This window comes from Pseudomonas sp. NPDC087814 (genome assembly GCF_044742865.1).
In the GTDB taxonomy this organism is placed as follows: domain Bacteria; phylum Pseudomonadota; class Gammaproteobacteria; order Pseudomonadales; family Pseudomonadaceae; genus Aquipseudomonas.
Genome location: NZ_JBIUVK010000048.1, coordinates 18,571 through 41,808 on the forward strand (window position 1 = coordinate 18,571; position 23,238 = coordinate 41,808).

At 62.0% G+C, this 23,238-nt stretch carries 21 protein-coding genes; 12 read left to right on the forward strand and 9 right to left on the reverse strand.

Annotated elements, in window-relative coordinates; genetic code table 11:
* Positions 1-94 precede the first annotated feature (94 nt).
* The 3 genes from ACIOMR_RS25390 to dinG all read right to left on the reverse strand — a co-directional run bounded on the left by ACIOMR_RS25390 (position 95) and on the right by dinG (position 5,900).
* A complete protein-coding gene (locus ACIOMR_RS25390; RefSeq protein WP_401197015.1) occupies positions 95-1,240 on the reverse strand; it encodes a serine hydrolase domain-containing protein in 1,146 nt (381 codons plus the stop codon).
* Between the two features lie 92 nt (positions 1,241-1,332).
* On the reverse strand, positions 1,333-3,660 hold the full coding sequence (locus ACIOMR_RS25395) for a beta-galactosidase (RefSeq protein ID WP_008432094.1): 2,328 nt from the start codon (positions 3,658-3,660) through the stop codon (positions 1,333-1,335).
* 95 nt (positions 3,661-3,755) lie between these two features.
* Positions 3,756-5,900, reverse strand: coding sequence for an ATP-dependent DNA helicase DinG (dinG, locus tag ACIOMR_RS25400; RefSeq protein WP_008432096.1), 2,145 nt, complete (start codon positions 5,898-5,900; stop codon positions 3,756-3,758).
* Between the two features lie 99 nt (positions 5,901-5,999).
* On the opposite strand from dinG, the gene ACIOMR_RS25405 reads away from it, so the two are divergent.
* Entirely contained in the window at positions 6,000-6,464 is a 465-nt protein-coding gene (locus ACIOMR_RS25405; protein WP_003213709.1) for a CopD family protein, read from the forward strand.
* Positions 6,465-6,566: 102 nt separating this feature from the next.
* Here ACIOMR_RS25405 and ACIOMR_RS25410 read toward each other — a convergent pair whose 3' ends face one another.
* The 3 genes from ACIOMR_RS25410 to ACIOMR_RS25420 form a co-directional block, all read right to left on the reverse strand.
* Entirely contained in the window at positions 6,567-7,325 is a 759-nt protein-coding gene (locus ACIOMR_RS25410) for a collagen-like protein (protein WP_401197019.1), read from the reverse strand.
* Positions 7,318-7,611, reverse strand: a complete 294-nt coding sequence (locus tag ACIOMR_RS25415; RefSeq protein ID WP_401197022.1) for a DUF1145 domain-containing protein — start codon at positions 7,609-7,611, stop codon at positions 7,318-7,320. Before ACIOMR_RS25415 ends, ACIOMR_RS25410 begins: the two co-directional genes overlap by 8 nt.
* Before the next feature lie 128 nt (positions 7,612-7,739).
* Complete coding sequence (locus tag ACIOMR_RS25420) at positions 7,740-8,435, reverse strand: OmpA family protein (RefSeq protein WP_008432103.1); 696 nt, start codon at positions 8,433-8,435, stop codon at positions 7,740-7,742.
* A gap of 180 nt (positions 8,436-8,615) precedes the next feature.
* Between ACIOMR_RS25420 and ACIOMR_RS25425 the strand changes: the two genes are divergently transcribed.
* The 4 genes from ACIOMR_RS25425 to ACIOMR_RS25440 all read left to right on the forward strand — a co-directional run bounded on the left by ACIOMR_RS25425 (position 8,616) and on the right by ACIOMR_RS25440 (position 10,347).
* Entirely contained in the window at positions 8,616-9,113 is a 498-nt protein-coding gene (locus ACIOMR_RS25425) for a DUF6231 family protein (protein WP_008432105.1), read from the forward strand.
* Between the two features lie 4 nt (positions 9,114-9,117).
* On the forward strand, positions 9,118-9,588 hold the full coding sequence (locus ACIOMR_RS25430) for a YchJ family protein (protein WP_177009888.1): 471 nt from the start codon (positions 9,118-9,120) through the stop codon (positions 9,586-9,588).
* Positions 9,589-9,649: 61 nt separating this feature from the next.
* Positions 9,650-10,150 carry an LEA type 2 family protein gene (locus tag ACIOMR_RS25435; protein WP_003213697.1) on the forward strand — a complete coding sequence of 167 codons (501 nt, stop codon included), beginning with the start codon at positions 9,650-9,652 and terminating at the stop codon, positions 10,148-10,150.
* Positions 10,147-10,347, forward strand: a complete 201-nt coding sequence (locus ACIOMR_RS25440; protein ID WP_003213695.1) for an SEC-C metal-binding domain-containing protein — start codon at positions 10,147-10,149, stop codon at positions 10,345-10,347. The genes ACIOMR_RS25435 and ACIOMR_RS25440 overlap by 4 nt, the downstream gene beginning before the upstream one ends.
* Positions 10,348-10,487: 140 nt before the next feature.
* Here the strand turns inward: ACIOMR_RS25440 and ACIOMR_RS25445 are convergent, their stop codons facing one another.
* Both ACIOMR_RS25445 and ACIOMR_RS25450 read right to left on the reverse strand, forming a co-directional pair.
* Entirely contained in the window at positions 10,488-11,879 is a 1,392-nt protein-coding gene (locus ACIOMR_RS25445) for an ATP-binding protein (RefSeq protein ID WP_087694265.1), read from the reverse strand.
* Complete coding sequence (locus ACIOMR_RS25450) at positions 11,876-12,586, reverse strand: response regulator (protein WP_003213692.1); 711 nt, start codon at positions 12,584-12,586, stop codon at positions 11,876-11,878. The genes ACIOMR_RS25445 and ACIOMR_RS25450 overlap by 4 nt, the downstream gene beginning before the upstream one ends.
* A gap of 196 nt (positions 12,587-12,782) precedes the next feature.
* Here ACIOMR_RS25450 and ACIOMR_RS25455 point away from each other — a divergent pair, with 196 nt between their 5' ends.
* The 5 genes from ACIOMR_RS25455 to ACIOMR_RS25475 all read left to right on the forward strand — a co-directional run bounded on the left by ACIOMR_RS25455 (position 12,783) and on the right by ACIOMR_RS25475 (position 18,997).
* A complete protein-coding gene (locus ACIOMR_RS25455; RefSeq protein WP_401197029.1) occupies positions 12,783-15,164 on the forward strand; it encodes a TonB-dependent receptor in 2,382 nt (793 codons plus the stop codon).
* 3 nt (positions 15,165-15,167) lie between these two features.
* A complete protein-coding gene (locus tag ACIOMR_RS25460; RefSeq protein WP_401197031.1) occupies positions 15,168-15,848 on the forward strand; it encodes a Fe2+-dependent dioxygenase in 681 nt (226 codons plus the stop codon).
* A 28-nt stretch (positions 15,849-15,876) separates the two neighbouring features.
* On the forward strand, positions 15,877-16,992 hold the full coding sequence (locus ACIOMR_RS25465) for an ABC transporter substrate-binding protein (protein WP_102368242.1): 1,116 nt from the start codon (positions 15,877-15,879) through the stop codon (positions 16,990-16,992).
* A 161-nt stretch (positions 16,993-17,153) separates the two neighbouring features.
* Positions 17,154-18,212 (forward strand): iron ABC transporter permease, encoded by a 1,059-nt coding sequence (locus ACIOMR_RS25470; protein ID WP_214499288.1) that lies wholly within the window; start codon positions 17,154-17,156, stop codon positions 18,210-18,212.
* Positions 18,209-18,997 carry an ABC transporter ATP-binding protein gene (locus ACIOMR_RS25475; RefSeq protein WP_008432120.1) on the forward strand — a complete coding sequence of 263 codons (789 nt, stop codon included), beginning with the start codon at positions 18,209-18,211 and terminating at the stop codon, positions 18,995-18,997. The genes ACIOMR_RS25470 and ACIOMR_RS25475 overlap by 4 nt, the downstream gene beginning before the upstream one ends.
* Positions 18,998-19,165: 168 nt before the next feature.
* Here the strand turns inward: ACIOMR_RS25475 and ACIOMR_RS25480 are convergent, their stop codons facing one another.
* Complete coding sequence (locus tag ACIOMR_RS25480; RefSeq protein WP_177021281.1) at positions 19,166-19,717, reverse strand: cysteine hydrolase family protein; 552 nt, start codon at positions 19,715-19,717, stop codon at positions 19,166-19,168.
* Between the two features lie 96 nt (positions 19,718-19,813).
* On the opposite strand from ACIOMR_RS25480, the gene ACIOMR_RS25485 reads away from it, so the two are divergent.
* Both ACIOMR_RS25485 and ACIOMR_RS25490 read left to right on the forward strand, forming a co-directional pair.
* Positions 19,814-20,458 (forward strand): glutathione binding-like protein, encoded by a 645-nt coding sequence (locus ACIOMR_RS25485; protein ID WP_003213676.1) that lies wholly within the window; start codon positions 19,814-19,816, stop codon positions 20,456-20,458.
* A 233-nt stretch (positions 20,459-20,691) separates the two neighbouring features.
* On the forward strand, positions 20,692-23,133 hold the full coding sequence (locus tag ACIOMR_RS25490; protein WP_177069060.1) for a penicillin acylase family protein: 2,442 nt from the start codon (positions 20,692-20,694) through the stop codon (positions 23,131-23,133).
* Positions 23,134-23,238: the final 105 nt, after the last annotated feature.

A 23,238-nucleotide genomic window follows, 5' to 3' on the forward strand; every position in this document is an offset into this window, starting at 1 on the left:
AACAGACGCTTTTGGAACATTAAAGTTACAACATTTTGCCTAGCGTCTTTTTGTATGTGCCTTTGTAACAAAAAAACGCAAGACAGCAAGCTATTTACAGACAACCGGCCAATATTCTTACCAACTTTTGCGCCCGCGGGTCCATAAGTACATAAGGGCCCAATGTATTGGTCACGAAACCAAAGGCTACATCATGTTCCGGATCGGCAACCCCCACCGAACCACCGGCCCCGGGATGCCCAAAGGCCCGTGGGCCAAGGCCGAAGGTGGCGTTTGGCACGTGCGGTTGATCCAACATGCAACCCAGCCCGAACCGGGTTTGTGTCAATAAGGTTTTATCCGGGCCGATACTGTGTTCGCGGGTCAACTCTTCGAGCATATCGGCTTCCAGCAAACTACCGTCGAGCAGCCCACTATAAAAACCCGCCAGACTTCGCGCATTACCGTGACCATTTGCCGCTGGCTGCTGCATACGCCGCCATTCGGGTTTATTAGTGCTGGTCAGAATAGACGGTGGATTGGTAAATGCACGGGTAGTCATCGCCGTCGGCTCGCGCATCGTTACTTGAAGTAAACGTTGTGCCGCCTCATCGCCAACATTGCCCTTGCCTCGGGCTATATGGGCAACTCGATAAAACTCTTCATCCGCCAACCCCACATGAAAATCCAGGCCCAGTGGCCGTGCAACCCGGGCCACGATGGACTCGCCTGGCCCACGACCGTCGGCGCGGCGCAGCAACTCGCCCACCAGCCAACCATAGGTAATCGCCGCATAACCGTGCCCTTCCCCGAGCTTCCACCATGGCGCTTCGGCGGCGAGGGCGTCGACCATCATCTGCCAGTCGTACAGGGCTTCGGCGGGCAGCGTTTCACGCAGGGCCGGCAACCCGGCCTGGTGGCAGAGCAGATGGCGCAGGGTAATGGCTTCCTTGCCCGCGGCAGCAAACTCCGGCCAGTACTTGGCGACCGGCGCATCCAGCTGCAACTTGCCTTCGGCCACCAGTTGCAGCGCCGTGACGGCCGTAAAGGTCTTGGTGCAGGAGAACAGATTGGCAATGGTGTCGCTGTGCCAGGCCTCGGCACCGTCCTTGTCGGCGGTACCGGCCCACAAGTCGACGACGGTTTCGCCGCCAATCTGGATGCACAGCGCGGCACCACGTTCCTGAGGGTCGTCGAACAGCGCGGCGAAGGCTTCACGCACCGCTTCGAATTGAAGCTCGTAATGACCCTGAATCTGCACCTAAGCCCCCTTGGAAAAGTACTACAGAAAGTGGCCGACATTGTTCCAGCCATTGAGCGATTTGTGAACCCGCTCTCGTCGATCAGCCCCCATCAATGACCTTTGCCGGAATGCCCGCCGGAATGCTCTGCACCCGGCGCTGCTGCATTGCCTTCACGCCCGGGCTTGCCGCCCTCACCGGCGTGGACCGCTGCGGCAGCCTTGGCCTTTTCGGCCTCCTTGCCCAGCTGATCGACGGCAGCCAGGTTACTTTTGCGCACACTGTCGACAAACCCCTGGAACGGCACATCGGTGATGCCGACCAGGCCGAAGTGGCCGTTTTCGCCGTCAAGCAAACGGCCGGTAACCGGCTGGTCCAGGTACTGGAACCAATGCACGCCGACGATCGACGGCTCGGCCATGGCCTGCTTCAGGAAGTTGGCGTAGGCAACCCCACGATCCTCTTCCCGGGCCAGCTGCGTCACGCCGCCCCAGAACGGGCCGCGGTCCGCCGAGCCGAAGTTGAATTCGGTGATCAGCACCGGCTTGTCCAACGTCCGCAGGGCCGCGAAGTCGTAGCCGTCCTGAGGCTTGAGGGTGTACATGTTGAAGCTCAGCACATCGCAATATTGCGCGCAGGACGCCACCGCTTCCGGCGTGCTGACCGCGTATCGGCCACCCAGCAACAGCTGGTTGGGCGCATGCCATTTCAATGCATCGGAGATGGTCTTGAAGTAGGCGTCGGCAAAGGTCTTCTGGAAGTACTTGAAGTCCGCTTCGATTTCCGGGTGCTCCGGGCTTGGCATTGGCGGCACAAAGCCCGGGTCTTCCATCAGTTCCCAGGCGGGCAGCTCGATGCCCCAGGCCCTGGAAAGCCCCTCCTGGTTGCGGTACTTGTCGCGCAATTGCTTGAGAAACGCGCGCTTGGCCGGCACGTCGGTGGTCATGCGCAGGGTGCCGTAGGCCAGGGCGTAGCGGGATTTCGCATCATCACCGGGACCGGCCCAGGCCAGTTCGTTGTCGGCAAAGAAGCCGATCAGCCACGGGTCGTCGCGATGGTCACGGGCGGCAATTGCCACCGCACGCTCGGTGGCCATGGCGAAGCGCGGGTCGAACGGGTCGGGCATGCCGCCCCACCAATCGGTGCCGGTGCTGATGCTCGCGTAATCACCGACGATCGACAGTGGCAAGGTGTAAGGCACGCGGTCGGCGGTCGCCAGCTGCGGCGCACTCCAGTTGCCCACAGTATTGAAACCCCAGGCCCGCAGGCGGTCGAGGGTGTGGCTGACCCAGCGTTTCTGGTCGAAACCTTCCGGAGCACAAGGTGCCGGCGGCACGCACGGCTGGCCATAGGTACGCTGCAGGTTGGCGCCATAGAAGTCGTACCAGCGGCCGACATTAAAGCTGCGCCCCTGATCGGCACCATTGCCGCTGCGGCTGTCACCGCTGCCGTAGTATTTGTCGAAAGGCTCGCCGGCCTTGGGCAGCGCGGCAAACATCCATTCGCGGCCCGCCACGTAGGTCTGGCTGTTGTCCGGGGCGACGGTGTTGACGCCCAGGGAGTAGAACGGATGGCCTTCCGGTGTCACCAGGTACCAGCGCCCGTCGCGCTTCTCGGTGCGGAAGAAGCCGCTGGCGTCAAAGGCCGGGCCCTTGTTCCAGCCGCCGAATTTGTCCAGGGAGGCCTTGTCGCGCTCGGCCAGCCAGCCCTTGAGCTGTTGCTGTTCCTTGACCGCTGCGGCCCTCAACTGCTCGTCGCTGCTGACTTTCTCCGGCCACCGGGCGCGGGTGGACTGCCCATAGGCGTCCACCAGATCGCTGTAGGTAGCCTTGAGTACCGGCGCGATGTCCTGCACGCCAAAGCGTTCGAGCAAGATGCTTTGGGCAACGTTCGGCTTGATCATCGACAGGGTCACCGACACGATCTGGCTGCGGTCGATCTCCCCTTCGCTGCTGGCCAGCAGCACGCGCTGGCCATCGACGGTGATCGGCATCGGCGGGCCGGCCTTCATCCCCTGGCTCAGGGGCGAGTTGGCTTGCAGCGGAATCAACAGCGTTTGCGCGGGACCGGCTGGCAGGTCGATACGGCTGAACAGCGTCCGGCCGTCATTGCTCTGCACCTTGACGTACAGGGTCAGCGCCCAGTCCATCGCACTTTGAATACGCAGGCTCATGGCACCGGATTGCGACCAGTCCCAGGCGCCGGTCTGCGGGCTGAGCACCAGGCTCGGTTCGGCCGCCGGGTTGAAGGTGATACGGCGCAGCACTTCGCCTTCAGCGGTTTGTTCGGCGTTGTATTGCGGCAGGCTGGCGTCCTGGGTCGCCACCTTGACCACATCGGCGGGCCGTACAAAGTTGAACAAGGTTTGTTGCCCGGCAGGCGCAGCCAGCAATGGCGCGGCAAACAACAGGGCAAAAACAGCGGGCAGCGTGCGAATCATGTGAACAAGGTTCTCCCAAACGGCCGGTGACTGGCCTGATGACGTGAAGCGATGGTGAGATAGACCACAAAGTGGGCGAATTCGCCCACTGGGCCTTAAGAAATTTCCCGCCGAAACGGCGGTAAAGCATTCAGGATAGCTTTCCCATAGCGCTGGGTAACCAGACGCCGGTCAAGCAAGGTGATGGTGCCGCGATCTTCTTCGGTACGCAGCAGGCGGCCGCAGGCCTGGACCAGTTTCAAGGAAGCGTCCGGCACCGAGATCTCCATGAACGGATTGCCGCCCCGGGCTTCGATCCATTCGGCCAACGCGGCTTCCACCGGATCATCCGGCACCGAGAACGGGATCTTGGCGATCACCACGTGTTCGCAGTAGGCACCGGGCAAATCCACACCCTCGGCGAAACTCGCGAGGCCGAACAGCACGCTGGAATCGCCGCCATCCACCCGCGCCTTGTGCTTGTTCAGGGTTTCCTGTTTCGACAGGTTGCCCTGGATAAACACCTGCTTGCGCCAGTCACGGTCGAGGCCGTCGAACACGTCCTGCATCTGTTTGCGGGACGAGAACAACACCAGCGTGCCCCGTGAGCCCTCCACCAATGATGGCAGGTCACGAATGATCGCCGCCGTATGGGCCGGCGCATCCCGTGGGTCGGCCTTGAGGTCCGGTACCCGCAGCACACCGGCGTCGGCGTGATGGAACGGGCTGGGCACCACGGCGGTGACGGCCTTCTTCGGCAGCCCGGCGCGCATGCGGAAGCGGTCGAAGGTGCCCAGGGCCGTCAGCGTAGCCGAGGTGACCAAGGCACCGTAGGCCACGTTCCACAGATTGCGTCGGAGCATTTCCGCCGCCAGGATCGGGCTGGCGTTGACCTCGATATCGAACAGCGCACCGCTTTCCGACAGGGTCAGCCAACGGGCCATGGGCGGGTTGTCTTCCGGGTCTTCGACGGTAAAGGCGGTCCACAACTCCCAGTTGCCCTGGGACCGGGACAGCAGGCTGCCAAACAGCGGGTACCATTCTTCAGCCTGATTGCTGGCGATGCCGATATTGACCTCGCCATCCATGCCTTCCTTGAGCAAATCGGTGAGACGGGTGAACAAGTCGGTCAGGCGCGAAAAGCCCTTTTTCAGCTCGACGCCCATTTCGCGCATGTGCTCGGGGATCAGCCCGCCAACGAAACGATGGCGCGGCCGTTCGCGACCTTCCACATCTTCGCCGGGCTTGAAGTCTGCCACCTGCTCGCAGGCGCTGAACATGAATTGCTGCTGGGTCTTGATCTCCCGCGCCAGCTCCGGCACCTGCTCGATCAACTTGCCCAGGTCGCCCGGCAGCGGGTGCTGGGCGAGCAACTTGGTGAGGTTCTTGGCCGTGGTTTCCAGCCAGTCGGCGGTGGAGCGCAGCCGCGTATAGTGAGCAAAGTGGCCGATGGCCTTGTCGGGCAGGTGATGGCCTTCGTCGAACACGTAGAGTGTGTCGCGCGGGTCGGGCAACACGGCGCCGCCCCCCAGGGCCAGGTCGGCGAGGACCATGTCATGGTTGGTGACAATAACGTCGACCTTGCCCATGCCCTCCCGGGCCTTGTAGAAGGCGCACTGGCCGAAGTTGGGGCAATGACGGTTGGTGCACTGGCTGTGATCGGTGGTCAGCCGTGCCCAGTCGGCGTCTTCCAGGGCATTGGGCCAGCTGTCGCGGTCGCCGTCCCATTTATTGCCCGCCAGTTTCTCGATCATGCTGGTAAACAGCTTCTGACTGACCTCATCGACTTCGATCTTGAAGCCTTCTTCTTCGAACAGCGAGGCAGTGGCGGTTTGCGCGTGGCCTTCCTGCAACAGCACGTCGAGCTTGGACAGGCACATATAGCGCCCACGGCCCTTGGCCAGGGCGAAGGTGAAATTCAGGCCGCTGTTGCGCATCAGGTCGGGCAGGTCTTTGTAGACAATCTGCTCTTGCAGGGCGACGGTGGCGGTGGCAATCACCAGGCGCTTGCCGGCGGCCTTGGCGGTGGGGATCGCCGCCAGGCTGTAGGCCACGGTTTTACCGGTACCGGTGCCGGCCTCGACGGCCACCACGGCGGGGTCGCCACTGCGCCGACCTTCGTCGTCGGTGTCGATATCCCCGAGGACCTTGGCGACTTCGGCGATCATCAGGCGCTGGCCGTACCGCGGTTTCAAGCTCTTGGCTTCGAGAAAACGCGAGTAGGCGCCCTGGATCGTGGTTTTGAGTTCAGTGCTGATCATGGATAGTCGGGCGCAAAAAACGCTGGATAAATTTTCAGTGGTTCGGATCGGCCGCTATCATACCCCGCTAATTAATCCCGCGCAGAACGGAGTACCCCAATGACCGTCTTTAGCTTCGCTTACACCCTGCATGTACTGGCCGCCCTGATCTGGGTCGGCGGTATGTTTTTCGCTTGGATGATCCTGCGCCCCGCCGCCATGGCCGCGCTGGACGGGCCGGCCCGGCTGAAACTCTGGGTAAATGTGTTTCAACGTTTTTTCGTGTGGGTCTGGGTGGCGGTGCTGGTGTTGCCGATCAGCGGTGTCGGCCTGCTGCAACTGCGCTTCAGCGGGTTTGAGACCGCGCCGCGTTATGTACAGGTCATGATGGGGTTGTATGTGGTGATGACGGCGCTGTTTATCCGGATTCAGGCGCTGAAGTTGCCGGAGCTGCGCGTGGCGGTGGCGGCTGAGGATTGGCCGGCCGGGGCTGCGGCCTTGGGGCAGATTCGTAAATTGGTGGGGATTAACTTGATAGTGGGGTTGGTGCTGGTGGCGATTGCTTCGGCACGGCCGATGTTCTAAAGCGCCTAGTAGACCGCTTTCGCGAGCAAGCCCGCTCCCACATTTGGAATGCGTTTCAAATGTGGGAGCGGGCTTGCTCGCGAAAGCGTCAGGCCAGTCGCCTCAGAGCCTCTGAATGGTCACAGCACCCGCAGGCCCCGCTGGCCCCGGCTGCCCTTCCAACCCGGCCCGGCCCTTTTCGCCGCCATCCGCGCGGTACACCAGGCACCCCTTGGACTGCCCGCCTTTACCCGGCTTGCCCGCCGTGCCCGCCAAACCACCGGCTCCGCCGTCCACCCAGACCTTGATTTTCTCGCCCGGGAAGTCCTGCGGCAATTCCACACGAACCTGCGCGCCCGCCGCGCCCGGCAGCCCGTCGCCGCCGTTGTCGCCATTGGCACCGCGCCCGGCCGAACCCCAGGTGCAGCCCGGGTCTTCGCCGTTGGCGCCATCCAGCCCGGCATAACCCTGGGCACCCGCGCCACCGCGGGCATCCACCGACAGCTCATCGGCCGTCAGCGAGTTAATCCGCAACACCAGGTCACGCCCCGCCTTGGCCGGGCGCTCATGGGTACCGGGAGCGCCGCGTGAGGTGATCTGGCTGCCCTGCTCCAGCTGCGCCTGACGCACCTGCAGTTGCAACGTGGTGCTACCGGGCACGATGGCGATTCGCGCGTCGCGGCCCAGGTGCAGTTCATCCACGGTCACCTGGGTGATATTGGCGGGAATCAGCAAGGTGCCGTAATCCGCCACGTCCAGTCGCTCCAGTTGCAACACACCACTGCTGTTGGGCAGGCGCATCAAGGAGTTGGTCTCGACGCTGACGCTCTGGGCCAGGGCAATGGGGCTGGCCAGCAGGGCCAACAGAAAAACCTTACGCATGATTGGCCTCCTTGTTTACATCATTAGTCGGTGTCGGCGTCGAAAAGCTCTGCACATGGAACATACCCACCAGCAGGATCTGCAAGCGGTCACGCCAGGGATGGGCACGGGTTTTCACACTGCCGTTGAACAACAGCAGTTCCAGAACATGGGTCAGCAACAACAGGCTGCCGGCCAGGTTGACCAACAGGTGGAACGGGTTGATCAGCGGTGTGATCAGGTTGACCACCACCACGCCCCAGAACAGCAACGTCAAGAATTTACCCAGCCCCCAAAACACCTTCATCCCGCACGCTCCCCTTGCACATTATTCTTTGGGCGCACAGTAACGACTTCTACAGGCGTTGTGCCAGTGAAGGATTAAAAAATTGATGAAGGGGCCCCTGGGGATTCCACAGGGGCCTTGAGGCGGGGTCAGCGGTTGATCTGGATTTCCACGCGGCGGTTCAGCGCGCGGCCATCAGCGGTTTTGTTATCGGCTACGGGGTGGCTTTCGCCGGCGCCGGTCACGGAGACAAAACTGCTGCGCGGGATGCCGGAACTGACCAGGTAGTCGGTCACCGAATGAGCGCGTCGTTCAGAGAGTTTCTGGTTGTAGGCATCTTTACCGACACTGTCGGTATGCCCGCTGACGCGCAACTGCGCACTCGGGGCCTCTTTTTTCAGGCGGGTGGCAATCACGTCGAGCTTGGTTTTGTCGGCAGCGGTGAGCTTCGCGGAGTCGAACTCGAAGTGCACGTCACGAATCACGATGGTTTCTTCCTTGACCACCACCACTTCCTCTTGAACCACCGCTACCGGCACCGGAGGGCAGCCATTGGCGTCGACCTGCACGCCTTTTGGCGTGCCAGGGCACTTGTCGCGGCTGTCCGGTACGCCATCGCCGTCCTCGTCACCGTCGCCATGCACCCAGCAATAGGCGCCAGCCATGCCGCCAATCAGCAGCGCGCCGTAGCCTGCATAGGACGAGCTTTGGGTCGCACCAATGGCAGCACCGGTCACACCGCCGACGGCGGCACAGGTGGGCCAGTCGGTTTTTTGCAAGCCTGCGCAACCTGTCAATACTCCGGTTAGCAGAACCAAGGGTAGAGCTGTCCGCATGATGCTCATCTGACTTTCTCCTGAGGGGATCGGCGGGGGCCGACGAGTGGAGTAAAGACGGCTCTTTTCATCTGCGCCAGCGTGTCACACCCCAGTATTCATTGGGCCGAGCGGTTTATTCTCGCCGCCCGCTCTAGGCCCGCACGCTCAGGCAGGCTAGTCTCTACGGTCCTGATGTGAGGATCTTCGATGACTGCCGGTATTTCTTCCCGTACACCCCAGCAAGCGCTCGCTGCGCTGCTTGATCTTCACGCGCCCAAACGCCTGTTGTTATTGGGCGCCAGCCAGTTCCCGGCGCTGGATGCCTTTAAGGAAGCACACCCGGATACCGTGGTGTCCTTCGCCGAGCCCGGTCCCTTGCCCACCGACCTCGCGGCCCAGCGTTTTGACCTGGCACTGGCGGTCGGTTGCCTGGAACACCTGTCAAAACCTGCGGGCCTGACCTTGCTGGGGGGCATTCGCAACCTCAATGCCAGTCGCATTGCGGTGCTGGTGGACCTGGAGGCCTGCCACTGGAAAGACACCGATTTCTTCTCCCTGGCCCTGCAAGCCAGCGAGCGTTTCCAGCGCGACGATCAGGTTTTGACGCTGTTTACCTATGATCTGCTTGACTATAAACAGGTGCCGGATTGGCTGAACGCCCGCTTCTGGGCCAACCCGCAAAATTTTGGAAAGTATTGGTGGTAACCCGATGAGTACATCCATTTGCCCCTGCGGCAGCGGCAACCTGCTGGATGCCTGCTGCGGTCATTATCACGCCGGCCACCCGGCCCCCTGCGCCGAAGCGTTGATGCGTTCGCGCTACAGCGCCTATGTGCTGGGCCTGGTGGACTACCTGGTGGCAACCACCCTGCCTGCGCAGCAAGCCGGGCTGGACACCACCGCCATCGGCGCCTGGAGCGCCCAAAGCACCTGGCTGGGCCTTTCAGTGGAAAGCTCCGAGGTGTTCGGCGGCCAGCCGGAACACGCCTTCGTGACCTTTACCGCTCGCTGGCATGACAGCACCGGCGAACACAGCCACCGCGAGCGCTCATCTTTCGTACAGAACAATGAGCACTGGTACTTTATCGACCCGACAGTGGACGTGAAGGCCGGGCGTAATGACGCCTGCGTGTGTGGCAGCGGGCAGAAATTCAAGAAGTGCTGTTCCGGCTACCTCTGACATTCATTGATACCCGACAGGCTCTCGCTTGCTATGCTGACTCTTCACACGGAGTAACGGCATGGTTTCTCAGGCGCGGGTATTCAGGACTTACAGCCTTCTGCTGGCATTGATGCTGGGGCTCTCCGGCTGCGCGTCGTGGTTCGCCGACGATACGCCCGCCCCCGAGGTGCGTCTGGTCAAGGTCGACCCCGTGCGGGTCAAGTTGCTGGAGCAGAAGTTCAAGCTGTATTTCCGCGTGGATAACCGTGACGACAACGACCTGACCGTACGCGGCCTGGTTTACAAGGTCAGCCTCGGCACGATGGTGCTGACCGAAGGCGAGTCCAACGAATGGCTGACCGTGCCACCCCACAGCCACGCTTTTTTCCGGGTATCGGTGCGCACCAACCTGTGGCCGCAGATCCGCGATGTGGTCGACATGCTGAAAAATCCGCGCGATCCCGTGCCCTATCGTCTTGAAGGCGAGTTGAAAACCGGTTTATTTATCGGGAACGACGTGCAGGTGTTGCGCAATGGCGAGATAATCCCCGGCGATTTTATTCCGGAGCGACATCGATGACTCAGCAACCCCATGTCCATGGTCCCGACTGCAACCACGATCACGATCATCATGATCACGACCACGGCCATGTCCACGGCCCGAACTGCGGCCACGCTCACCAGGAGCCGGTGCGCAATACGTTGAAGGACGTGGGTCGTAACGATCCTTGCCCGTGCGGCAGCGAGAAGAAATTCAAGAAGTGCCACGGGGCTTGAGTTAAGAAACCCGATTCTCGAAACACTGCACATCCAAATGTGGGAGCGGGCTTGCTCGCGAAAGCGCAGTGTCAGTCAACCTCTCTGATACTGATACACCGCTTTCGCGAGCAAGCCCGCTCCCACATTTAGCCTGCATTTCAAGGCCAGGATTTGCGCTGAAACTCCAACACCACCTCCAATCCCCCACCCTCCCGATTGCTCAAGCTCAACCGCCCGTCATGGGCACTGGCGATCGTATGCGCGATACTCAGCCCCAGCCCGTAACCACCGGTTTCCACATTGCGTGAGCCTTCCACCCGGTAAAACGGCTCCATCACCTGTTCCAGTTGTTCCTGGGGAATCCCCGGCCCACGGTCGCTGATGACAATCTTCAAGCTGTCCGCCTTGTCCTCTACCCGCACCACCACCTCGGAGCCATAACGCACCGCGTTCTCCAGCAGGTTCTGCACACAACGCTTGAGACTGCGGGCATACCCCGGCAATGGCTGTTTGGCCCGCCCTTCTATCGTCACCGTCTCGCCCACGTCCTGCAGGTCCGCCTGCAAGCTTTGCAGCAAGGCGTTGATGTCGATGTTCTGGCGCTTCTCGTTGATTTCGCCGCTGCTGACGAAGTCCAGGGTGCTGGAAACCATGTGCTCCATTTCTTCCAGGTCGCTGCGAAAACGTTCTTTGGTGCGGTTGTCGTCGAGCATTTCCGTACGTAACCGCAGGCGCGTAATGGGCGAGCGCAGGTCGTGGGAAATCGCCGCCAGGAAGCGCGTGCGCTCGGCGATATTGGCGATCAGCCGCTGCTGCATGGCGTTGAACGCCTGGGCGGCACGGCGCACTTCGGTGGGCCCATCGAGGGCCAGCGGTGGCCGCTGGATGTCCCGGCCCAAGGCTTCGGCAGCCTTGGCCAGGGCGTTGAGCGGGCGAATGGCCAGGCGCACCGCCACCAGGGCAATGATCACCAGCACCAATACCCGCAGCAGATAAATGCGCATCACGTAATCGAACAGCAAGTCCATCGGCGAAGTACTGGTCCAGCCTTGTTCTTCGGTGGCCTGCACCTGCAGCCAGCGCCCGTCCGGCAAACGCAGGTCAATCAGGAATTGCCCCACCACAGGCCTGGAGCTGAGCAGAGTCGACAGCCCGGCATGCTGGCCCTCGGCATCCAGCAGCTTGAGGCTCAACAGATGCAGGTTCTGGGTGTAGCCGGTTTTCTCCGAGAGCACTTTATTCAGCAAGCGCTCGGTGGCCTGGTCGCTGTCGCTGATGCTGCTTGTCACATCACTGGCCTGGTCACTCAGGGTCAGGCGAAAGCGCGGCGTATCGAGCAGCTTGATCAGCACATCCGCCTGCGCCGGATCGCTGTGTACCAGCCGCACCACGTCCGCCAGCCGCGTGGCGATCAGCCGGCTGGGGATTTCCAGCACCTGGCCGTGGCGCATGTCGTACCAGATGCTGCTGGTCAGGGCCTGGGCCGCGAGCATGCCGCTGACCAGGATCAGCACCAGCCGGCCGAACAGCGAACGCGGCAGCAGTTTCACGATTGCAGCGCCACGTCGTCGGCGGTGAGCATGTAACCCTCGTTGCGCACGGTCTTGATCAACCCGGCCGGCAACTGCGAGCGCAGTCGGCTGACGCACACATCAATCGAGCGGTCGAACGGCGTGCTGTCTTTGTCGAACACGTGGTTGAGCAAAAAGTCGCGGCTCAGCGGCCGGTTGGGATGCTGCAACAACAGACGCAACACCCGGTAATCGGAGTTGCCGAGGCTGACCACCACGCCTTCCGGCGAAAGCAATTGGCGGGCCCGGGTGTCCAGCTGCCAGCCGGCAAAGCTGATGCTCGGAGCTTCATCGAGCCGCGCCCGGTCCGGAAAACTCTGCACCCGGCGCAGCACCACCTTGATCCGCACCAGCAACTCCCGCGGGTCGAACGGCTTGGGCAGGTAATCGTCGGCGCCGATTTCCAGGCCGACGATCCGGTCGATCAGCGTGCCCTTGGCGGTGAGCATGATCACCGGCGTGTTGGAGCTGACGCGCAATTCGCGGCACAAACTCAGGCCGTCTTCGCCGGGCAACATCAGGTCGAGGACGATCAGGTCGATGACATTCAGCGCCAGGCGGCGGCGCATTTCCTTGCCGTCGCCGGCGGTGGACACCTGGAAGCCGGCGTCACTCAGGTAGTCGCACAGCAATTGGCGGATTTGCGGGTCGTCATCAACGATCAGCAGGTGGTCTTGCTTGGCCATGGGGCAATTCGTCCGAAACTCAAAAGGCAGGAGATAGCCGAAACTTCAGCCAGGAGTACGCGCAAATGTAATGGAATGTTGTGGGAAGCGGTAATCACGCATCCACATTACAAAGCCACGGCATGGCGGCCGGTATCGGTCTTTAGACTACCGAATCTAAATGAGATTAATTGTAATTTAGCCTAGGTCACTCCGAATGCCATTGCCTACCCCGCGCGCCCTGTCGCTGCAATCTACCCTTGCGCCGATGTTCGGCCTGCTTGCCGCCGGCAGCGTTTCTCCCACCGCCTGGGCCGATGCGCCGGTGGCGGCGTCGAATGATTCAGTGCTGAGCCTGCCGGAAATCAAGATCGACGGTGAAGCCACTTCCGCCTTTAAAGTCGACCGGGTGACCTCGGCAAAAATCAGCCAGCCGCTGCTTGATGCCCCGCAAAGCGTAACCATCGTCCCGCAGCAAGTGCTCAAGGAGCAAAACGCGCAGACCTTGCAGGAAGTGTTGCGCAACGTGCCGGGCATCACCTTCATGTCCGGCGAAGGCAACCTGGGCTGGGGCGACCTGTTTTCGATTCGCGGGTTTTCCTCGGAGCAGAGCCTGACCGTCGACGGTGTGCGCGATGCCGGCCAATCGACCCGCACCGACACCTTCAACCTGCAACAGGCAGAAGTGTTCAAGGGCACCGGCTCGATCGAATCCGGCGTTTCCGCGGTAGGCGGCAGCGTCAACCTGGTGAGCAAAGAGGCGCATCTGGGGGATGCCAACAAACTCTCGGCCGGCATCGGCACCGACAGCTACCGCCGCCTCACCGGCGATTTCAACCAACAACTGAATGACACCACCGCCCTGCGCATCAACCTGATGAAGCACTACAACCAGGTGGCCGAGCGTGACGACGTGGACTACGACCGCTGGGGCATCGCGACCTCCCTCGGCTTCGGCCTGGGCACCGACACCCGCCTGTTTATCGACACCTTCTACCAGAAGGACGACAACACGCCGGACGGCGGTGTGCCGATCCAGCGCGGCACCGACGGCGACCGCATGCCGGGAGTCAAGCGCTCCAACTGGTATGGCGACTCGCACCTGTACACCCAGCAGACCAAAACCACTTCGCTGACCACCCGCTTCGAGCATGATTTCGACTGGAACGAAGCGACCCTGAAGAACCAGACCAAGTGGGAGCGTACCGACAACTTCGCGGTGCTCTCGCCCGCGCGCTTCTTCGCCGCCAACGGCAATGGCCAAAAAACCTGCACCGGCACGCGCTGTGCGACCTTGGGCTACACCGGCGTAGGACCGATCAGCCAAGTGCCCGGCAGCACGGTAAATGCCTACCCGGGATACGCCAACAGCGGTAACACCGCCTACGGTATTTTGCGAGGGAGCGACTTCGGCCAGTCGACGCGCTACACCATCCTCGACAACCAGACCGACTTCGCCTTCAAGCTCAATACCGGCGGGCTGGAACACGCGGTGGTCAGCGGGCTCGAGTTCTATCACGAGACCTACGGCGGCCTGAAACGCAACGCCGAAGTGCCGGCCGGCGATCTGTTCTTCGACATGAACGACCCGAACCACAGCTTCGCCAGCACCGAAGTGACCAAGGGTGAAGGCCAGCCACGCTCAGTGATCGACAACGCCGGCATCTACCTGGGCGATACCGTCACCCTGAATGAACAGTGGCAAGTGCTCGGCTCCCTGCGCTACGACAACTGGCAGGCCAAAACCACCCAGCGTGGCCAAGCGTCCATCGACAGCACCGACGGTGCCGTGAGCGGCCGGGTCGGCGCGGTGTACAAGCCGTTGCCTAACGGCAGCATCTACGTGTCCTACAGCGAAGCGGCACAACCGTCAGCCCTGGGTGCGTCGACCAACAACCAGATCTACGGCGCCGCGAGCACCAGCAACTACACCCCGGCCAAGTCGAAGACCTACGAGATCGGCACCAAGTGGGACATTGCCCACGACCTGCTGAACGTCACCGCCGCGATCTTCCGCACCGAACTGGACAACTCCTGGGAATACCAGGACGGCGAAAGCGCTCCGGTACGCGCCCTCCCCGCCAAGCGCGTAGACGGTGTGGAACTGGGCCTGCAAGGCAATATCAGCCCGCGCTGGACGGTGTACAGCGGGTTCTCCGCGCTGAAAAGCACCCAGACCAAAGGGGCCAACAAAGGCGAGGAAGCCAAGAACGTTCCCGACCTGACCGCCAACCTGTGGACCACCTACGCCGTCACCGACGACCTGAGCCTGAGTTACGGCGCGCAATACGTAGGACGCCGCCGCTACAGCGACAACAAATACGTCGGCGGCCTGAACAACAACAGCAGCTACGCCACCGGCCCGTCCGGCGTGTACGCGATCTACACCCGTGACCACGAAAAGGCCCCCGGCTACTGGCTCAACAACGTGGCTGCGCAATACAAAGTGACCAGGCAAACCACGGTCAACCTCAACCTGAACAACGTGTTTAACAAGTTCTACTACAGCCAGATCGGCGCGTCCCTGGACGGCTTCCAGCTCTACGGCATTCCGGGCGCCGGGCGCACGCTCACCGCCAGTGTCGACTATGAGTTTTAAGCCGTGCTGATCGAAATCCCCGGCCTGTTGAGTGCCGAAGAAGTCGCGGTGGCCGTCGCCACCCTGCTCGATCAACCGTGGGTCGACGGCAAGGTCACCGCCGGGCAACGCTCGGCCAGGGCGAAAAACAACCGGCAGCTGTCGGAAGACGCGCCGGTAGCGATTCGCCTGGGTGAGCAGATTCTGTCGCGGCTGTCGGATAACGCGCTGTTCATGTCCGCCGCCCTGCCGAAGAAAATCTACCCGCCGCTGTTCAACCGCTACAGCGGCGGCGAAGCCTTCGACTGGCATATCGACAATGCGATTCGCGGCCTCAAGGGTGTGCGCGAACGGGTGCGCACCGACATCTCCGCCACCTTGTTCCTGGCTGATCCGGCCAGCTACGACGGCGGCGAACTGGTGATCCGCGACACCTTCGGCGAGCACGCGGTGAAGCTGCCCGCCGGGCACCTGCTGATTTATCCCGGCAGCAGTTTGCACAAGATCAACCCGGTCACCCGCGGCGAGCGCATCGCCAGTTTCTTCTGGGTCGAAAGCCTGGTGCGCGAAGACAGCCAGCGCCAACTGCTGCTGGACATGGACGTGGCGATTCAACGCCTCACCGCGCAACACGCCGACGACCACGCGCTGCTGCAACTGAGCGGCGCCTATCACAACCTTTTGCGGCGCTGGAGCGATGTCTGATGCGCCGCCTTCACCTGGAGTTCTCGCCATGCTGAAACCCCGCAACTTCCTCAAGCTGGGCGCGCTGTTTGCCGTGCTGATCCTCGGCCACGCCGAAACCGCCGCCGCCCATGAAGTCACCGACGTGCTGGGCCGCAAGGTCGAGGTGCCAGACCACGTGCAGCGCGTGGTGCTCGGCGAAGGCCGGCTGATTTCGGCCTTTGCCTTGCTGGACAAGGACGCGCCATTCCAACGGATTGTCGGCTGGCAGAATGACTTGAAACTGTTGGACGCCCACACCTATAACGCCTACGTGGCGAAATTTCCGACGGTAAAAGACATTCCGCTGATTGGCCAGGCGTCGGAGCAAAGCGTCAGCGCCGAGGAAATTCTTTCGCTGAAACCGGACCTGGCGGTGTTCAGCATTTCCGGCCATGGCCCGACTGAACACAGCCCGGTGGCGGACGTGTTGGCCAAGGCGGGCATTGCAGTGTTGTTCGTCGACTTCCGCATCAACCCGGTGCAAGGCACCCACGCCAGCATGACCGCCCTGGGTCAGGCCCTGGGCCGGGAAACCCAGGCCAAGGCGTTCCTCGACTTTTATGACCAGCACATCAAGGTGATCACCGACGCCGTCGCCACCTTGCCGGCCGGGCCGCGCCCGAGCGTGTTCCTGGAATTGCTCGCCGGCGCCTGGCAGGCACCGGGGCACACCACTGGCAAGAGCGGCATGGGTGAAGTGATCAAGCTGGTGGGCGGGCGCAACATCGCCGCCGACGTGGTGCCGGGGGCGCTGGGAGATATCAGTGTCGAGTACGCGCTGAAAGCTGACCCGGATGTGTATGTGGCCACCGGCAATCACAAGCCCGGGTTGATTCTGGGTGCTGGCGTGAGCAACGAAGACGCGCGTGCCGCGTTTGATACCGTGCTGGCCCGCCCTGAGTTTGTGAACCTTCGGGCGATTCGTGAGGGCAATTCCCACGGTCTGTGGCATGACTTCTACAACTCGCCGTACAACCTGCTGGCGATTGAAGCGCTGGCCAAGTGGGTGCATCCGGAATTGTTCGCCAAGCTGGATCCCAAGGCGACCATGGAAGCGATGAACCAACAGTTCCTCGGCATGCCGCTGCAGGGTGCTTACTGGATTGATGGCAAACCCAAGTAACTAAGGCTCACAACCCATTCCCTGCCTGGACACGGTTCCTGTGGGAGCTGGCTTGCCTGCGATAGCGGTGTTGGATTCACCATCGCCATCGCAGGCAAGCCAGCTCCCACACTGACCGTGTACCGGCAGGGATTTTCGTCGTTTTCAAGGCTGCGAATCCAATGACCACTCAAACCCTCGACCTCGCCACCGCCAGCCAAGGCTATCGCCGCCTGCTCGCGCGTCGTTGCTGGCTGCTGGCCCTGCTGGGTGGCGCGCTGATGTGCGCGATCCTCGTGGACCTGGCCAGCGGCCCGTCGGGCATGGGCCTTGGCGCCCTGCTCGATGGCTTGCTGCACCCGGCCCACCTGAGCGCCACCGACCAGGTGATCATCTGGAACGTGCGCCTGCCCTACGCCTTGATGGCGGTGTTGGTCGGTTGCGCGCTGTCGCTGGCGGGCGCCGAGATGCAGGCTATCCTTAACAACCCGCTCGCCAGTCCATTCACCCTGGGGGTTTCCTCGGCGGCGGCGTTGGGCGCGTCCCTGGTGATTGTGTTTCCGGTGACGACGCTGTGGGTGTCGGCCAATACGGCGATTTCCATTTCAGCCTTTGTGTTTGCCGCCGCCTCGGTCTTTTTGCTGCAAGCCATGTCGCGGCTGCGCGGTGCCGGGGTGGAAAGCCTGGTGCTGTTCGGGATTGCCCTGGTGTTCAGTTGCAACGCGGTGGTCGCCCTGTTGCAACTGGTCGCCACCGAAGATGTGCTGCAACAACTGGTGTTCTGGACCCTGGGCAGCGTGACCCGGGCCAACTGGGACAAGCTCGGCATCCTCGCGTTGGTGGTCGCCGTGGTCATGCCCTTTTCCTTCGCGGCCGCGCCACGCCTGACCCTGTTGCGCATGGGCGAAGACCGCGCGCAAAGCTTCGGTGTCGATGTGAAGCGCCTGCGGTTTTTCTCGTTGTTGCGCATCAGCCTGCTGTCGGCCACCGCCGTGGCATTTGTGGGAACCATCGGATTTATCGGCCTGGTGGGTCCGCACATCGCGCGGATTCTGGTGGGTGAAGACCAGCGCTTCCTGCTGCCGGCCAGCGCGCTTATCGGCGCGTTACTGTTGTCGCTGTCATCCATCGCCAGCAAGCTGATCATGCCCGGGGTGATCGTACCCGTGGGTATCGTCACCGCGCTGGTGGGCGTGCCGATTTTCGTGTTGCTGGTGTTCAAGCGCGGGAGGCAGTTATGAGCAGCGGGCTGTCGATTCAGAACGCCCAGGTCAGCTATGGCCGGCGCCAGATTGTGCATGACCTGAGCTTGCCAACCTTGGCCCACGGCAGCCTGACCGCGTTGATCGGGCCGAACGGTGCGGGCAAGTCGACGTTGCTGCGGGCGGTGGCGGGGCTGGAAAAGATGCAGGGCGTTGTCAGATTGGGTGACCTGGACCTGACGAAAATGTCCGTCGGTGAACGCGCCCGGCGCGTGACCTATATGCCGCAAAACCTTCCGCCGGGCTTGAGCCTGAGTGTGATGGAAAGCGTGATCGCGGCGCTGCGGGTGGCGAACGTCGAGGGCATTGCGCTTTCAAGCGACGCGTGCATGCGCGAGGCCTTTGATGCGTTGCAAAGGATTGGCATCGCTCATCTGGCGGATCAGCTATTGAGCACATTATCGGGCGGCCAGCGGCAACTGGTCAGCCTGGCGCAACTGATTGCGCGTCGGCCACAGGTGATGCTGCTGGATGAACCCACCAGTGCGCTGGACTTGAACTACCAGTTGAAGGTCATGGATTGCGTGCGCGACCTGGTGCGGGAACACAACCTGATCGCCGTGGTGGTGCTGCACGACATCAACCTCGCGGCGCGCTATGCCGACCATATCGCGGTGCTGCGCCAGGGCCGGCTGTACGCCAGTGGCGCGGCGGATGACGTGCTGGATACGGCGCTGTTTGCCGAAGTCTATGGTGTGCGGGTACGCATCGAGCGATGCTCACAACAAACGTTGCAGGTGTTGGTGGACGGCGCGGTGGCTTAGATCCTCTGTGGCGAGGGAGCTTGCTCCCGTTGGGCTGCGTAGCAGCCCCAAAATCTGTGCACGCGCGTCTTCAGGCGGACTGAGGTGAGGCACTCGGGAGCGCTTCGCACTGGAGCTCCAGCCTGGTCCAGCCTGGTCCAGCGGGAGCAAGCTCCCTCACCACAACGGTCACTCCAGCAACTGTTTGGAGGAAATCACTGTGGCGTACTCGCCGTGCAGGTTGCCCAACGACATGGCATGTACCGCCTGCGCCGAATGCATCTGCCCGAAAAAGTCCGCCTTGTCGAAGGTGTAGCAGGCATCTTCGATAACCCACGTCTCAAACCCCAGGTTGCCGGCACTGCGGGCCGTGGCCTCCACCGAGTTATGGGTGGCCACGCCCACCAGCACCACTTGCCGAAGCCCGGCCTCATGCAACCTCGCTTCCAGCCCCGTCCCACAAAATGCGTCCGGCACCCGTTTCTGTATCAACTGCTCACCCGCCTGCGGAATAAATGCATCCTGAAACTCCACCCCCGACTGCTGCGGCCAGAACACCGATTCCGGTGAATGGGACAGATGCTGCACATGAATCACCGGCCAGCCTTCGCGCCGCCAATGCGCCAGCAACGCCAGCATGCGCGCCTCGGCGTGCGGATTATTGCGCCGTCCCAGCCTGGGATGATGAATGCCTTTTTGCTGGTCAATCAGAATCAACGCTGCGCCCGCACGAATTTCCATATCGATAGACCCAAATGTTTCATTGAATTTTCGTCACCCTAACATCACCTATACCTACAGGCATTCGCTCAAGCATCACCACCCTTGGAGAGCTTCATGATCGACCTGTATTACTGGACCACCCCCAACGGTCACAAAGTGTCGTTGTTCCTGGAAGAAGCCGGCCTGCCTTACGAGGTACACCCGATCAACATCGGCCAGGGCGATCAGTTCAAGCCCGACTTCCTGAAGATCGCCCCCAATAACCGCATCCCGGCCATCGTCGATCAGAACCCGACCGACGGCGGCGCGCCGATTTCCCTGTTCGAATCCGGTGCGATCCTGCTGTACCTCGCGGAAAAAACCGGCAAGTTCATTCCCCAGGACCTGCGTGGTCGTCAGGAAGCGCTGCAATGGCTGTTCTGGCAAATGGGTGGCCTGGGGCCGATGGCCGGCCAGAATCACCACTTCAGCCAGTTCGCCCCGGAAAAGATTCCCTACGCGATCAAACGCTATGTGGATGAGACCGCCCGCCTGTATGGCGTGCTGGACCGGCGCCTGGCCGACCGCACGTTCGTGGCCGGCGAGGAATACAGCATTGCCGACATGGCGATCTACCCGTGGATCGTTTCCCACAAGTGGCAGAGCCAGAAGCTGGAAGACTTCCCACATGTAGAACGCTGGTTCAACCACATCAAGCAACGCCCGGCGACGGTGCGTGCCTATGAGCTGGTGCAGAAGGTCAATCCGCCAAAATCCTGAAGGTCAACGGGATCAAAATGTAGGAGCGGGCTTGCTCGCGAATGCGGTGGATCAGCCACAACTCTTTTAGCTGATACACCGCCTTCGCGAGCAAGCCCGCTCCCACACTGATTTGTGCCCGACTGGAAACCTTACGCAAATCCTGAAATAAGCATCGCCTCCCGCTTGCGTCGTTTCGCCGCGCTCACTAACGTAGCGCCTTTACTGACGCTACCCCCCGCAGGAGCTTTGCCATGGCCTCGCCAGCCCTCTCACATTTTCTTCCCCGGTTCGGCGTTGCCGCGGCAATTGCCAGTGCCTTGGGCCTGGCCGGTTGCCAGTTACAGAGCACCCAAGACACCCTGCCTCCGGTTTCCGGCGTACAGCCGATCAAGGGCCTGGCGCAGAACGTTTCGGTGCGCCGCAACAGCCAGGGCATCCCGCTGATTGAAAGCAGCACCTTCCACGATGCGCTGTTCACCCTGGGCTACGTGCACGCCAGCGACCGCATCACCCAGATGGTCACCCTGCGCCTGCTGGCCCAGGGCCGCCTGGCGGAAATGTCCGGGCCGGATGTGCTGGATGTCGACCGTTTCATGCGGGCGGTCAACCTGCGCAAAAGCGCCGGCGAGCTTTATAACGCCTCGTCGCCGCGCCTCAAGCGCTTCTTTGAGGTGTATGCGCGCGGGGTCAACGCCTACCTGTTCCGCTACCGCGACAAGCTGCCGCCAGACCTGGCCCAGACTGGCTACAAGCCTGAATACTGGAAGCCGGAAGATTCGGCGCTGCTGTTCTGCCTGCTGAATTTCAGCGAGTCGACCAACTTGCAGGAAGAGCTGTCGTCATTGGTGCTCGCGCAAAAAGTCGGTGCCGACAAACTCGCCTGGCTGACCCCGAGCTACCCGGATGAACCGCTGCCAGTGGCCGAGTCCGACAAGCTCAAGGGCATCAACCTGGGCCAGATCCCCGGCCTCGCTGCGCTGACCAGCCTCAGCGAGCACCTCGACACCCTCAACACCCTGGGCACGTCCAGCTCCAGCAACTGGGCGATCGGCCCGCAGCGCAGCCGCAGTAACAAGAGCCTGCTGGCCAATGACCTGTCGACCTCGATGCAGGCCCCGTCGCTGTGGAACTACGTGCAGATCCGCTCGCCGAAATACCAGGCCGCCGGTGTGTCCATCGCCGGTTTGCCAACCCTGCTTTCCGGCTTCAACGGCAAGGTGGCCTGGAGCATGAGCCAGGTCTCGGGTGACACCCAGGACGTATTCCTGGAGAAGGTCAAGCGCCAGGGCAACGCGCTGTACTACGAAAACAACGGCAAATGGCTGCCCGCCATCGTGCGCAATGAAACCTACTTCGCCAAGGGCCAGCGGCCGATTCGCGAAGCGGTGTACGAAACCCGCCACGGGCCGCTGCTCAACAGTGCCCAGTCGCTGACCAGCGGCTACGGCCTGGCGTTGCAAACCGCCGATTTCAAGGACGACAAGAGCCTGGACGCGTTCTTCGACCTGTCACGTGCGCAAACCGCCGGTAAAGCGTCTGACGCCACCCGGGAAATTCGCGCAATTGCCTTGAACATGGTCTTCGCCGACGCCAGCAGCATTGGCTGGCAAGTGACCGGGCGGTTCCCCAACCGCCGTGAAGGCGAAGGCCTGGTGCCATCGCCGGGCTGGGACGGGCGTTTCGACTGGGATGGCTACGCCGACGCGATGCTGCACCCCTACGATCAGGACCCGGCCCAGGGTTGGATCGGCACGGCCAACCAGCGCACCATTCCCCGTGGCTACGGCATGCAACTGTCCAACTCGTGGGCCGCGCCGGAACGCGCCGAACGTATCGCGCAACTGGCCGGCAGCAGCAAGCATGACAGCCGCAGCATGATTGCCATGCAGTACGACCAGACCACCACGTTTGCCGCCAAGCTCAAGAGCATGTTCCAGGCGCCGGGCATGGCCCAGCCGCTGAAACAGGCGATCGATGGATTGCCGGTGGCAGACCAGGCCAAGGCGCGGGAAGCACTGAGCCGCCTGATGGCCTTCGACGGTCGGCTGGCACCCACCTCCGCCGACGCGGCGATTTATGAGTTGTTCCTGCAGGAAAGCGCCAAGCAGATTTTCCTCGACGAACTCGGTCCGGAAAACAGCGCCACCTGGAAAGCCTTTATCGGTAACGCCAACCTGTCGTACTCGGCGGTGGCCGACCACCTGCTGGGGCGCGAAGACAGCCCGTTCTGGAATGACGCCCGCACCGGGCAGAAAACCGACAAGCCGGCGATCCTCGCCCGTAGCCTGGCCGCCGCGATCACCGCAGGCGACAGCGCGCTGGGCGCCGATCACAAGGCCTGGCAGTGGGGCAAACTGCACAGCTACACCTGGAAGAACACCAGCGGCCAGGCCATTCGCGGCCCACTGGCCGCGGGCGGCGATCACAACACGCTGAACAGCGCACCGTATAGCTGGGGCCAGAGTTTCGACACGACCCAGGTGCCGGCGCTGCGGATGATTGTCGACTTCGGCCTGGCGGAACCGATGATGGGCCAAAGCGGCATCGGCCAATCCGGCAACCCGGCCAGCCCGAACTATGCCAATGGCATCGACCCGTGGCTGAAGGCGCAATACCTGAGCTTCCCGATGCAGCCGCAGAACTTTGACGGGGTGTACGGGAAGACGCGGTTGACGCTGGTGCCGGGCAAGTAACCCGGTTTCCCTGACTCAACCGGATCAAAATGTGGGAGCGGGCTTGCTGTGGTGAGCGGGCTTGCCCCGCGTTGGGCTGCGAAGCAGCCCCATCAATCTGTGGTG